The organism is Mucilaginibacter sp. SG538B, from assembly GCF_013376065.1.
Lineage (GTDB): Bacteria > Bacteroidota > Bacteroidia > Sphingobacteriales > Sphingobacteriaceae > Mucilaginibacter > Mucilaginibacter rubeus.
This window is the reverse complement of record NZ_JABMJI010000001.1, coordinates 1,569,723-1,582,393: the sequence shown is the minus strand read 5'-3', so window position 1 is coordinate 1,582,393 and position 12,671 is coordinate 1,569,723. Positions and strand designations below refer to the sequence as shown.

The 12,671-nt window shown below is 42.7% G+C and carries 10 protein-coding genes; 3 read left to right on the top strand and 7 right to left on the bottom strand.

Annotation, left to right across the window (positions count from 1 at the left end):
- Nucleotides 1–11: 11 nt before the first annotated feature.
- Complete coding sequence (locus tag FHW88_RS06370; RefSeq protein WP_176623986.1) at nt 12–866, bottom strand: ROK family protein; 855 nt, start codon at nt 864–866, stop codon at nt 12–14.
- A gap of 32 nt (nt 867–898) precedes the next feature.
- Nucleotides 899–2,137 (bottom strand): MFS transporter, encoded by a 1,239-nt coding sequence (locus tag FHW88_RS06365; RefSeq protein WP_176623984.1) that lies wholly within the window; start codon nt 2,135–2,137, stop codon nt 899–901.
- Between the two features lie 229 nt (nt 2,138–2,366).
- Between FHW88_RS06365 and FHW88_RS06360 the strand changes: the two genes are divergently transcribed.
- From FHW88_RS06360 to FHW88_RS06350, 3 genes are read left to right on the top strand one after another with little or no spacing between them, the layout of a single operon-like run.
- Nucleotides 2,367–3,407, top strand: a complete 1,041-nt coding sequence (locus FHW88_RS06360; RefSeq protein WP_176623982.1) for an AI-2E family transporter — start codon at nt 2,367–2,369, stop codon at nt 3,405–3,407.
- 5 nt (nt 3,408–3,412) lie between these two features.
- The gene (locus tag FHW88_RS06355; RefSeq protein WP_176623980.1) at nt 3,413–4,345 is read left to right on the top strand and encodes a cation diffusion facilitator family transporter; all 933 of its coding nucleotides are present in this window, start codon (nt 3,413–3,415) and stop codon (nt 4,343–4,345) included.
- Between the two features lie 35 nt (nt 4,346–4,380).
- A complete protein-coding gene (locus FHW88_RS06350; protein WP_176623978.1) occupies nt 4,381–4,704 on the top strand; it encodes a hypothetical protein in 324 nt (107 codons plus the stop codon).
- Between the two features lie 107 nt (nt 4,705–4,811).
- Here the strand turns inward: FHW88_RS06350 and FHW88_RS06345 are convergent, their stop codons facing one another.
- The 5 genes from FHW88_RS06345 to FHW88_RS06325 all read right to left on the bottom strand — a co-directional run bounded on the left by FHW88_RS06345 (nt 4,812) and on the right by FHW88_RS06325 (nt 12,625).
- Nucleotides 4,812–5,933: an XrtY-associated glycosyltransferase XYAG1 gene (locus tag FHW88_RS06345; protein WP_176623976.1), complete on the bottom strand. Its 1,122-nt coding sequence runs from the start codon at nt 5,931–5,933 to the stop codon at nt 4,812–4,814.
- 254 nt (nt 5,934–6,187) lie between these two features.
- Entirely contained in the window at nt 6,188–6,748 is a 561-nt protein-coding gene (locus FHW88_RS06340) for an inorganic diphosphatase (protein ID WP_091168153.1), read from the bottom strand.
- A 314-nt stretch (nt 6,749–7,062) separates the two neighbouring features.
- Nucleotides 7,063–10,044, bottom strand: a complete 2,982-nt coding sequence (locus FHW88_RS06335; protein WP_176623974.1) for a glycoside hydrolase domain-containing protein — start codon at nt 10,042–10,044, stop codon at nt 7,063–7,065.
- 153 nt (nt 10,045–10,197) lie between these two features.
- Complete coding sequence (locus tag FHW88_RS06330; RefSeq protein WP_218117132.1) at nt 10,198–11,214, bottom strand: c-type cytochrome; 1,017 nt, start codon at nt 11,212–11,214, stop codon at nt 10,198–10,200.
- A 10-nt stretch (nt 11,215–11,224) separates the two neighbouring features.
- Entirely contained in the window at nt 11,225–12,625 is a 1,401-nt protein-coding gene (locus tag FHW88_RS06325) for an aryl-sulfate sulfotransferase (protein WP_176623972.1), read from the bottom strand.
- Between the last annotated feature and the right edge of the window lie 46 nt (nt 12,626–12,671).

The following is a 12,671-nucleotide window of genomic DNA, read 5'->3' as shown; positions in this document are numbered from 1 at the left end:
ATAGATTGACTTTACTTCTGATTATCGTAATACAAAGCAGCCGCACCAATGATACCGCTGTTTTGCAGTTCCGAGATCTCGATTTTTATACGTTCAAGCGTTTTTGAGTAGGCAAAGGTTTTCACCTGCTGCCACATGGTATCTTTAAAATATTCAAAAGCCTGGCTTACCGATCCGCCTAAGATAATCAGCTCGGGATCATAGGCGTACATGATCATTTTTACAGCATTCCCTACATGGTTTCCTAATTCGGCATACAGCTCCAATGCCCTTTCCTTGTCGGCCTGTGCATCTTTAAATACCTGTACGCCATCCAATCCGTATACATTACTAAAAAATGAGCCGCTGCAATAGTACTCCAGGATGTTATCGATATAGGGAAAAAGACCTATCTCCCCGGCGCCGCAATTGTGGCCTGTGTACAGTTTACCATTGGTGATAATGCCGGTGCCGAGCCCGGTGCCCAGGGTCACGCCAACCATGCTGTCAGTACCTTTTCCCTTTCCAAAATATAACTCACCTGCGGCAAAACAATTGGCGTCATTATTTACATATACCGGGATGTTGTATCGCTCCTGCATCAGTTTTTTCAGGTGTACTTCCTTCCATGAGGGAATATATTGCACATCATAAACAATACCTTCGGCCACATCAACCACGCTGGGCACACCTATACCAATGGCGCTGGCCTTATCGTTTTGCAGCAGGGCATCAACAACGGCATAAATATCGTTCAGCACATCTTCCACACTGCCGTCGCTTTTTATCCGTTGCGATACAATATTACCGATGGCATCATGATTAACCACCGCGCCGCGGATATTGGTAGCACCCAGATCAATACCTATAACTTTTATATTGCTCATTTATATATTATGCTTTATTATCAAAATATATATTATGCTTTATTATCAAAAATAGTTTTGTTGGTAACCAGCGGCTTAGCCCAAAAACCGATGCTAAGCATGTAGCCAAATGTAATGTACAGGAAAAACATTCCCTGTCTTAAGCCAAACAGGCTGCCCAGGCCGCCTATCAGGAGCTGAACCACTGCGCCGCCAATAATACCGGTAACCAGGATCCCGGCAAATGAACCGTGATCTTCAGCTATCGAACTCAACGCCAGCGAGAATATAATGGGATACATTACCGACATGAAGAAGCCAACTATTGAAAATGAGTACAATGATGTTTGAGCGCTGCCGAACAAGCCAAGCGTGAGGAAAATGAGTGCCAAAATGGTAAAGATCACCAGCAGCTTGCGGCTATCCATCAATTTAAGTAAAAACAAACCTAAAATGCCGCCGGCAGTCATCAATCCCCAGAAATAGGCTACCGCGCTGGCACCTGTGGTTTGCGGATCAAACTTGTGGTAAACGAGTAAAAATTGCGACATCCAGTAGGATACGCCCTGCTCGCTGCCCACATAACAAAACAGGGCTATAAAATAAGCTATAACAACGGGCTTTTTAAAAAGGTCAACGTGGGTTTTCCATGGCCCGGCTTTTTCATCGCTGGCCAGTTCAACCTTCGGAAATTTAGATACCAGCATAATCACCAACATACCTAAACAAATAACCGCAAACAGCCAGTACAGCGAGATCCAGGGCATGGCTGTAGGTACGTGCGCCTCAAGCAAAGGGAAAATACCACCCTTGCTGCTCCCCATGTTTTTAACCATGTATGAATAAACCAGCGGACTAACAAATGATGCCCCGCCGAATATGAGCTGTGCCAGTACCGAGGTAAAAGCGTAATTTTCCTCTCCGCCCGATGTGCGGAGCAATGGATTAATCACCACCTGCAGCATGGCCATACCGCAGCCAATTAAAAATAATGATATAATGGCGGTGAGATAATTAGGATAAACAGCTAACAGTAAAGAGCCAAAGAATGCCACCACAAAAGCAGCAACCATAATGGTTTTCTCATTATACTTTTGAACCAGTATGCTCGACGGGATTGACATAACCCCGTAGGCAATAAAAAACGCGAAGGGCAATACCCCTGCCAATACATCGCTCAGCTTGAAATCCTTAATAAACTCGGGAGATAACGGCCCGATGATATTGGTTAAAAACGAAATAACAAAAAACGTAAGCATGATCAGCGTTACGATGTAGTAGCTTTTCTTCATCAACTGGAGGGTTATGGTTTTTGGTTCGGTATAAACCTAAATATCGGTAAAAAAGCCGTTGGCGGAATAATTTTACAAAAACTCATTTAAATTGTTACACTTCCTTTTTAAAACATTTTAAAAAGTTTAAAAGCAATCGATCTCAATCTCTTTCGTAATATCTTGTTAACTTAATTCAATCAAAACATTTAGGGTACATGAATGTGTTAATGGAACAAATACCTGCTATATGACCCCAAAAAAAGAGAAAGAGCTTACTTATATCGAAAAAGTATGGCACACTGTTGCTATTGTTGCCTTATTGGTTGTAGTGATACTGATAGCCCGGGTGGCTTTTAACGTACTACTCATGGTACTTTCAGGCGCACTGATCGCGACTTATTTTCATGGCCTTGGCGACCTGATAGAGCGCAACACTAAAATGCCGAGGCGGTATGCCATGATCATATCTGTAGTTGGTTCATTTTTAATTGTGGCGGGCTTGTTTTATTTGATGGGCACAACCATACAGCACCAGATAGCTTTACTTAAAGATACACTCCCGCATACGGTTAATAATTTTAAAGCTAAACTGGCTTCAAACCCAACCGGGCAGCAAATACTTGATTATTTTTCGGGCGATAATGACCCTGACAAAGTTGTGGTTACCGTACAGCACTTTTTCAGTACCAGCTTTGGCGTGCTGGGTGATATTTATATCATCCTGTTCCTGAGTATTTTTTTTACTACCAATCCCGATGTTTATAAAAACGGCATTTTAATGCTGCTATCAGATCAAAAAAAACCTTTGGGACAAGATATTATGGACAGGATCAGTCTTTCATTAAAAGGCTGGCTTAAAGGGATGCTGCTCTCTATGGTATTATTGGGCTTGCTGCTTACCACCGGCTTAAGCATTATGGGAATTCCGGCGGCATTGATATTAGCCTTATTTGCAGGCATGTTAAAGATCATCCCTAACCTGGGCTCGGTTATAGCCATGATACCGGGTGTATTACTTGCCCTTACCGTGGGCACAAATACCGCCATTATAGTGGCGCTCATTTATGTTGTATCGCAAACCGTAGTGAGCAATATCGTAGTGCCGATAGTACAAAACCGTATGATCAACCTGCCTCCTGCGCTTACCATCATCAGCCAGGTGGTTATGGGAACGCTTTCGGGGGTACTGGGTATCATATTGGCAGTTCCTATTGTGGCCATTATTGTGATTTTGGTTGATGAATTGTATGTTAAAAAACTTGGCGATGCCGAGGTAATAGCGCATTAAGGAATATGATCTCATCAAAAAAATCGATATATAGCGCGCTAATTGCCAACCTGCTCATAGCAATAACCAAATTTATAGCGGGCGTTATAGGTCGAAGCGGGTCTATGATCTCCGAGGGTATCCACTCGTTAGTGGATACCGCTAACGAATTGCTGCTATTGTTTGGCCTGCACCGGGCCCGCAAAGAGCCCGATAAAACCCATCCTTTTGGCTACGGTAAGGAGCTATATTTTTGGTCGTTCATTGTATCTATCATGATATTTGGCCTGGGCGGAGGGTTATCTATTTACCAGGGTATATTACATATCCGCGAACCCGAACCCCTTGGCGACCCGACGATGAGCTATATCGTTTTGGGATTATCCGTCATATTTGAAGGCTCGTCGCTCATCATCGCCCTGAAAGAATTTAACGCCATAAGGGGAGATCAAACCTGGTGGGATGCCGTAGTTAAAAGCAAAGACCCATCAACCTTTTTAGTGATGTTTGAGGATAGCGCAGCCGTTGCCGGACTTTTTATCGTTGGCATCTGCATGTTCCTGAACCATCGTTATCACATCCCCGTGCTTGACGGTATAGCATCATTATTGGTTGGTTTAATTTTGGTTGGTGTTTCGGCCATATTAGCCCGGGAGAGCAGGAGTTTGCTTATGGGCGAAGGCATTTCGTCTGAATCGCGGACGAAGATAAGCACCCTCGTTGAACAGGATAATGCCGTTTTAAAGGTGATGCACATGCTGTCAACCTATCAATCGCCCGATGAAATTATTTTGATGCTGATAGTAGCTTTTAAAGATGATCTGAATACCGAACAAATCAACGAAGCTATAGGCCGGATCCGGGATTGTATTAAGCAGGAGTTTGGTTTGGTGCGCTTTGTGTTGGTACAACCCGAAACATTTTCGGCAGAAATTACTGAAACAGGCAGCGTACTTTAATTGTATATTAGCTATTGATAACAAACACCTATCTCATGGAAGAACAAAAATTTCATTACGCAACTGTAACCGAAGCTATAACCAAATTAAAAGAACAAGGCTATACCCATGAATTTAGCCTGGAAGGTGATCACCTTAAAGCAGGCGCGGAAAACTTCCCGGTAAAAGAATTTGAAATAGTGGACCTGTACCGCTACGAAGGCCCCTCCGACCCCTCCGATGAGGCTATTGTTTACGCCCTTGCTTCAGCGGAAGGTATTAAAGGAACACTGGTAACGGGCTATGGGATCTCGACAGATGAGGCGACTATAGAAACGCTAAAGAATTTACATTATAAGTATCGGCAGGGCCGACAATAGTCTGGCCCTTTAATCGTAGTCACCTTAGTTCCAACACACATTTCAACCTTCACTTTAAAGGAAGGCAACCATCTCGGGATAGTAAATTGACCGAAAGAAAAAAGGAATTATTTTAAATACTCTTCGTAATACTTTGTTATCAGCACCTGCTCATGAAATGTCGTTCGGATAATTTCGCGGCCATGCTTGCGGATGTGATCTAATTTTTGCGTTGCAAGGTGAGCTTCGTTCAGCTTTCCGACAATGTCGACGGTATCTAATGTACAAACCCAGCCCAAGTTATTTTCACCAACAAAATCAGAAAGACCTACATTTTCGGAAACTAAAACAGCTGTACCCATATGCAATGATTCAACCACCACATTCGCGAAGTTTTCATTAAAGGAGGTGAGGACACACAGATCAGACTGGTTAAGCCGTTCAAATTTCTCATCCCGGTTCACCCAGCCTATCCAGTCAATTTTTGAAGCTATATTTAACTCATTTGCAAGTTGTTTCAATTGCTGTATATATGCTTCCTCTCCATCGCCCGCAATAACAAGTTTCAGGTTAAAAGAAAGCTTGCTTATAGCAATAAATAGTTTTTCAAGTCCTTTTTTATGATGAATGCGCGACATAAAAATAATCGTGAAGCACTCATTATGGGGCCCCTTTATTTCAATATCAGGTAATGATAAAATATTGGGTAATACAAAGCCCTGCCAGCCCGGAATCAACTTCCTGCATTCCATATATTCAGATTGGGCGGTAGCGTGCAGCACGCATTTCTTTAAAATTTTACGACCACCTAATTTATGGATCAATTTTTTGTAGCTGCTGTTCCCGCTTTCAAATACGTACCCGCTCAGCATGCCGCGGGGCGCCAAAATCACTTTGGCCTTACTGAACAAGGCGATCCGTGCAGCCATTACGTTTAAAATGTTCCACCACGAATGGATGTGGATCACATCATAATGGCTGGCGGTTTTAACAAGCCTGCGCCATAATGCCGGACTAACGTGTGTATGATCACCGGTGATCCGTTTAAAATAAATTACATTAACCCCTTCCACATTTGTTATAGTGCCGGGTATTACATCCAGTTCGGTTTTACCGTTGGCTGTAGTGGTATAAACGTCAACAACATGCCCATTAGCTGCTAACCCCTCGCAAAGCCGCGATACAGATTCAGTTGGACCTCCGTAGCCATAAGCGGGTTTATAAGCAGGTATAATGTGCAGTATTTTCATAAAACATCATTAGCAATATGCGAATGCAAATATGCATCCCGCGGAGGGATTATTTAGCCTGCTGCAATTTTAAACCTAAAATTAACGAGGTATAAACGGAGCAGGCAAATCCTGGACGAAACCAACGGTACTAACTCCTAAGATTATCTGCGCTGCGCTCCCCGCCGGGACGAAGTAAAAATAAAAAATGTTTAACGCCGCAGCTCAATTAAAAAGAAGCAGAGTTAAACATTTTTTATCAGATCTTAATATTTTTAACCGGCAACTTTGGTTTGGACCGGTTTAAAATTAACATCGTATAATACCATACTATCTTCTATCACCTGATGGCCGTAACTTACCCCCATCCAGCGTTCAACAGTTACATTTTTGCCTTCCAAAACCTTGTAATCTTTAAAGAAGCACTCAATCTCTTTAATAGTATGTGGCGGCAACTCGCTTAAATCATTTATGTAGTTTACCGACATATCATTATTGGCAACCGCAATGATTTTGTCATCCTGTTCGCCATTGTCAACCATATGCATTACCCCTATCACCTTAGCTTCGATGACAGACAACGGAAAAACATCAACCGAACATAAAACTAAAATATCAAGCGGATCCTGATCATCACAATAGGTTTGTGGGATAAATCCATAATTGGCCGGATACATTACTGACGAAAAAAGAACACGGTCTAACTTTAAAAGCCCGGATTCTTTATCAATCTCATATTTAGCTTTTGAGCCCTTGGGAATTTCAATAACGGCGTTTACAACATAGGGAATTTTAGGTCCGGTTGAAACTTCATGCCATGGATGCTGTGTATTCATTGGTAGTAATTCAATATTTTGGTTATTTTTTTATGAAAGTACTAACAATTTACCGATTCGATTAAAATATTTTCATTTTATTTCAATTCACTTTATTACCCAAATGCATCAAAGAGCTTGTTACCGTTCAGTTTCAAGGGTTTACGGCTTTTATAAAAATGCAGGCGGTATGCATGCTTTTGGTACATACCACCACTGCAAACTAACATAATAAACCAGCAATCAATAAACCACAAAGGCAGGCTGCGGGTTTAACTCAGTGATCTGCCAATGTAAAAGTATATGGTTATAAACCATTTTTTATCCATTAACTGTTATTTAATGATCAACAACCAGCCTTTGCCTTTTTCAACCGGGATCCTGTCATTCAAGCCAAATATTTTGCCAGGCTGATAACTTTTTATCTCAGGAGCAGTAATTGTTGCTCCGGCCGGATTGATACCTAATTTTTTCCAGTCGATATTTAATTGAAAGTCGGTATCTGCATCTTCCCAGCTGGCAACGGCCACCATGGCAGCGCCATCTTTTTTGTAAACGGTGGCTATCACTTTGGCTTTATCGGTTTTCACCGGATTATCGTCAACCCAGTAACCAATCATTTTTGTGCCTTTCATACCAAAGTTATCCCAGGCTTTCCAGATCAGGCGCGGATCGGCACCGTCGCTCCATGGCATACGGTTGGTCATGCCGTAAACCATGCCACGCCATTTATTGCCTCCGCCCTGCAGCATCTCGCCCATTAAACCAAACGGAATACCACTCACTTCAGTCAGGAAGAAATCAGGATCATTTTTTTCATAGTCAAAATACTCACCAAACCATAAACGGTTCAGGTAAGGGAAATGCTCCATATACAGGTTAGCACTGTTATTAAATCCGTCGCTTTTGTTGTACTGGTTAGCAGAATGTAAGTCAATAATGCCGGGATGACCATCTTTGGTTAATACACGTTTGATACGTTTCATGGTAACACGGTCGAACGCCACGTCATCAAGGTAAATACCGTCGATACCTACGTTTTGGGTTAACCAGTTCATACCTTCCACGTAGTAATTATGCCAGCGGTTCATGCCGCTGTTAATAATAGCGGCATCCTTGATTTCAGGGACAAACCAGGCGGCAATATAGTCATCGCCCACATGCTCCTGTAACCAGCTAAAACCTCCACCCTTGCCCGGTGAATAGATCTCATGGCCTAAACTGCGTAACGCAAAAGTTTCATAGGCATGGTTTGATAGCTCGCGGATGGTATTGTAGATTTTCACCTTTAACCCGGCGGCATGGGCCGAGTCATCATAGGCCTTCATTTTTTGCCATGCAATAAACGGGTAGTTAATAGTTGGGTTTATTGCCGTTGCGTGGTGAATATTGATAAGCGTTGCTCCAGCTTTTTTTATAGTATCAATAGGTTTGTACGCGTGATAAAATCTTGTAGCCCACTGAAAATCGGTATTGATGGTATGGAAAGGCGTTATCAATAAAGTAAAGTTATAATAAAGCTCATCCCCTTTTTTCAGGTCGTGCTCGCCGCTGTAATTATTGGCCAATACCGCTTTACCATCAAATGCTACTTTAATACCGCCTTTGTTATCGTTACCCCATGAAGTTGGTAACAACAACGGCTTTTGCAAATAGAAATTAGTATTCAGCGGACGGACATATTTTTCATCTCTTAACGAATACTGCAAACCGCCGTTCACATTGCCTATCCAGGCACCATCCTGGTTTTTATGGGCAACATCCCATTTCCATTCAAAGTTTTCGGGTCGGTAGCCCCCTTTTTGACCAAGGCCTATCATATATTTGGCAAAATCCTTTTTAAAAGGGATGTGCATGGTAATATCTTTCAGGCTAACATCCTGCAGGGCTTTTACTTTCACGGTATAAGCCATAAAGCCGTCAAACTCCAGCGAGGCGGTTACATCCATCTGTAAACTATCATTAGCGCTTACTGCCGTCCACTGCACTGTGCCTGCCTCTTTTTTAGTGAATTGCACACCCTGGCTTTTCAGGTTTATCTTTTTACCGGCGGCATCAATAAAATGAAAGTGGATGCCCTCGGTAAGCAGGTTATTAGGTGTTGCCGCGTACTCCGTCATCTCTGGGGTAAAGTAAGTCTGGATCTGTTTGGGGAAACCATCTTTATTCACCTCCACTTTACGGCCAAGCAGGCTAATAGTATTGCCGCTTATTTCAAGCGGCGTATACGGCGAAATAACGGTATTTTGTTGCGCCATGGTTGAGTTTAACCAGCCCAGGCGGGTCATTTTATAAGGCTCGCTTACACCGCCATCTTTCGATATTTTGCTATTTACCTTAACAGATAAGGCAATTGTTTTTGCAGGTTTTCCGTTGATGCTAATGGTAGCCTTACCGGTATAAACTGAAGGTAAAATTGCGGCAGGTACATTCACTCCACACCATAAAGCCTGAATGTCGCCCTTAGCCACGTTTACTACTTTAGTAAGTGGTTTTGCGTCATAAGTAGTGCCCCCTGTATTGATACAAAATAGTGCCGAAGCCGGGATCACCTTACCTGTAGCCGATTTCAAATCGCTGAATGTTACCTGTACATTTTCGATATTTTGCAGCGCGTAAATGCCCAACTGAAATGCAAAGTTTTCACCGCGGGCTGCTTCACCGGCATATGTACTCCTCGCACCAAGCTCAATCCAGCGTTGCGGTAAATCTTTGGTCATGCGGATGGAGTTCATCCTGTCTTCCGGGAAAACTAAAAATGCTTCTGCTTTATGTTTACTAATCAAAGCTTCAGTTTCTGCTTTAGTAGCAATCACCTCCATCGGGTAAAAACTGTTAAAAGCATCAATAGACTGATACTCTTTTACCGAAGCTACAGGCGCCTTGCCGCTTACTGCATTAAGCCAGTCAGATGAAGCTGTATTTTCGGGTTTGAGATAAACACCTTTAGGATAGTTTGAGCGCCCCTCATTTTTATAAGGCATGTAATACACAAAATAAGTGCCCTTACCCGATGTCGGCTCAAAATACATCTCGCCACTTTCACGGTTTACTGCTCCGATTTTTACGTTGGTAATCTTTTGTTTGGTTTTAGCATCCTCAATAATGATCCGCTTGTTTTCGGGCTCGTTATCCCTGCGCCGCCAGTTGATCACTGCTTTAGCCACTTTACCTGTACCATTAAAGGTTAACACCACACGGTGGTTACCCAATGAATCGGCCAGCCAGCATTTATCGCAATTGGTATAAGGTACTTTTTGCGCCGAAGCAGCAAAGCCGGATAAAAGGAAAGTGAAAGCTAAAAATTGTTTTTTCATGAAATAAATTTAGTCAGTCTTTTTATAATAAAAACTATGTCATTATAAGCATAGCGTGGCTATCGCGTAGCTAATGCATACCGAAGATGCATAACTACGAGATTGCTTCGTCGTCCCTCCTCGCAATGACATAGTTGGGTTTGGTATTATCTTCTAAATAGCCGGTGTAATCCCCTTGCCTTCCCAATAATCAATGATCGGCTTGTACGGCCCGTATTTATGCTGCTGTTCGGAAAAAGGATCTTTAAACGGCCCTTTGTCGTAATCAATCGCTTTTTCTTCGTAATGCGGATAATCAACCTCCTTAGTAGTCTTAGGCAGCGGGCGTTTATGTTTTTTATCGTCATTAACAAAAGCAGCTATATCAAGCGCCTGGGCATCGGTCAGGAAGGGTTTGCCTTCGGCTGTTTTATCATAAGGCATGTTGGCCTTCAACCATTGCGCCAGTTTAACCACCCTGTGCATACTTGAACCCGGGCGATAGGCCAATAATCCCCATACCGGTGGATATTCGTAAGTTACATTATCAAAACGCATTTTGCCTTCGCCGTTTTTGGCATGGCAGCGCTCGCAGTTTTGCGCGTATAGCACTTCGCCCCTGTCTGATGATGCCGCAACATCCGGCAGTTCGACTTCCATATTCTTTAACCCTTTGGTAGTTTTAGATATGTTTGACGAATCACTCAGAAACTTCAGGTAAGCCATGATTGAAACCATCTCTTTACTATCCAATGGCAGCGGCCTGCCTAAATTAGGGCGCATTACACAATTGTTGATGCGCTCGGCCAAAGATAAAATCCTGCCCTCTCTTGCCCTGTACTGCGGATAATCACGAAATGACCTAACCAAATTAAAAGCGTATGGTCTTGTACCTGCATCGCGGTGGCAATTGGTACAATTCATTTTATTGCCGGTGTAATGGCCGTTAACCCCTTCGGGGCCAATATAGTATGCGGTATGCAACATCAGTTCGCGACCATAACGCACCGCATCGCCGTATTTACCGCCGGGCATTTTGCTGGTATCCACAGCAACCAGGTTATTCACGGCTGACGAATCAGCCTTATCCGCCTCTTCGGCCCTGCTCCCACTGCACGATACTAATTGCATAGCGTTAGCCAAAGCAAATAATAGCGACAGGAAAGTTATATATTGATATTTCTTTTTCATTTTTAATGATCTATGGTTTTAAATATGGATCAAGCTGTTCGTATTTTATAAAACCTGCACGGTAAGTTGGCACCGATGTTTCCATCGTCCATTGCAAAACGCCTTTATCATTTGCCAGCACCACAATATGCCTTTTGGAGCAACATACCAATGTGATTGTATCATTGATCATATAGGCACTGCCCATACGTCCGTTAAAAATTTCTTTAGGTAGTTTAATGTGCATGGCAATGGTTGAGGTTTGATTTTTTTCATCAATCTTCATAGCATATACACCCGACTGGTGTTTCTCTACCCCGTTATCAAAAAACATGAGGTTTCCCTGCTTATTAATGTGGGCAGCGTGGGCCTGGGTAAAGTTGCAGTCGGCAGGCATGGCGATGGTCCCCCCCTGGCCAAATTTGTAAATCACTTTACCGGTTTTGCTATCTATTTTCCAGATCTGTCCGTTATTATAAAATGACATCAGGTAATTACCATCAACATCATAATTTAAACTGTTGGCATGCATCCAGTCCTTTTTTGTTTTCAGGATTTTTGGATCTTTCAACGGATCCATTACATCAAACACGCTCCATTTATAAACCTGCCTGCCGGTTTTATCCATCACCATAATACCATCGCCGTTAACGGAATCCTGTTTACTACCTCCAACAGATGTGAGATCCATAATTTTCTGATCAACAAAAATGGTTACCAGCTGGCCTTTATCATTCTTCAGGATTTCGTGGTGAATGGTTTGCTTAAAATCGCCCTGCCCTTTGGTGAGGTGCAGTAGGGTATCGCCAAGCATATTGATCTCCAATATCTCACTGCCGTAACTGGTGGGTTCATCGTTGCGGCCTAAAATAGAGAGCAGGGTTTTATCCCTGGTAAAATTGATCACTTTAAAACCCAACCTGTCAATCATGTGGTACCACCTGATTTGCCCTTTGGCATCAACCAAAAACGCCACACCAGGCGCATAACGTTTGTTGATAAGCATTAAGCCGTCATTAAACTGTACCGGCAGTATTGCTTTTGCAGCAGTTTTTGCATGAAACTGTTCCTGTAAAAACAACGGTAGCTGGTGCGATTTGAACGTATGAGGCTTACTAACAACTGTATCGCCGCCATCTACAGTTACAATATGGTAGGAATAAGTAGTATCAGGCAAAATATTACAAAGCAAAAGCTTATGTGACGTGCCGCTGGCGGTAGCAGTCGACCGGTATTTAACCGGCTGCTTACCTTCTATCCAATATTCGGCGTACAGATCAACGGGCTTGCTGGTCATAACATCAAGCTTAATTTTTAGCTCGTTATTATTATACAGGCCTATGTGAATTTCTTTTATAAGATTGCCGCCTGAACATCCGCAAATTACTGAAATCAACAGCCCCTTCGCTAAAACTTTAAACCAATCCTTCATCACTAATTTTGTAATACCGGTTAAACAGTAAAGAATATACAACCCA

Bases quoted from the DNA above. Each gene is read 5' to 3' on its own strand.
- FHW88_RS06345 (WP_176623976.1), bottom strand. From the start codon at position 5,933: ATGAAAATACTGCACATTATACCTGCTTATAAACCCGCTTATGGCTAC.
- FHW88_RS06370 (WP_176623986.1), bottom strand. From the start codon at position 866: ATGAGCAATATAAAAGTTATAGGTATTGATCTGGGTGCTACCAATATC.
- FHW88_RS06335 (WP_176623974.1), bottom strand. From the start codon at position 10,044: ATGAAAAAACAATTTTTAGCTTTCACTTTCCTTTTATCCGGCTTTGCT.
- FHW88_RS06330 (WP_218117132.1), bottom strand. From the start codon at position 11,214: ATGAAAAAGAAATATCAATATATAACTTTCCTGTCGCTATTATTTGCT.
- FHW88_RS06350 (WP_176623978.1), top strand. From the start codon at position 4,381: ATGGAAGAACAAAAATTTCATTACGCAACTGTAACCGAAGCTATAACC.
- FHW88_RS06340 (WP_091168153.1), bottom strand. From the start codon at position 6,748: ATGAATACACAGCATCCATGGCATGAAGTTTCAACCGGACCTAAAATT.
- FHW88_RS06360 (WP_176623982.1), top strand. From the start codon at position 2,367: ATGACCCCAAAAAAAGAGAAAGAGCTTACTTATATCGAAAAAGTATGG.
- FHW88_RS06325 (WP_176623972.1), bottom strand. From the start codon at position 12,625: ATGAAGGATTGGTTTAAAGTTTTAGCGAAGGGGCTGTTGATTTCAGTA.
- FHW88_RS06355 (WP_176623980.1), top strand. From the start codon at position 3,413: ATGATCTCATCAAAAAAATCGATATATAGCGCGCTAATTGCCAACCTG.
- FHW88_RS06365 (WP_176623984.1), bottom strand. From the start codon at position 2,137: ATGAAGAAAAGCTACTACATCGTAACGCTGATCATGCTTACGTTTTTT.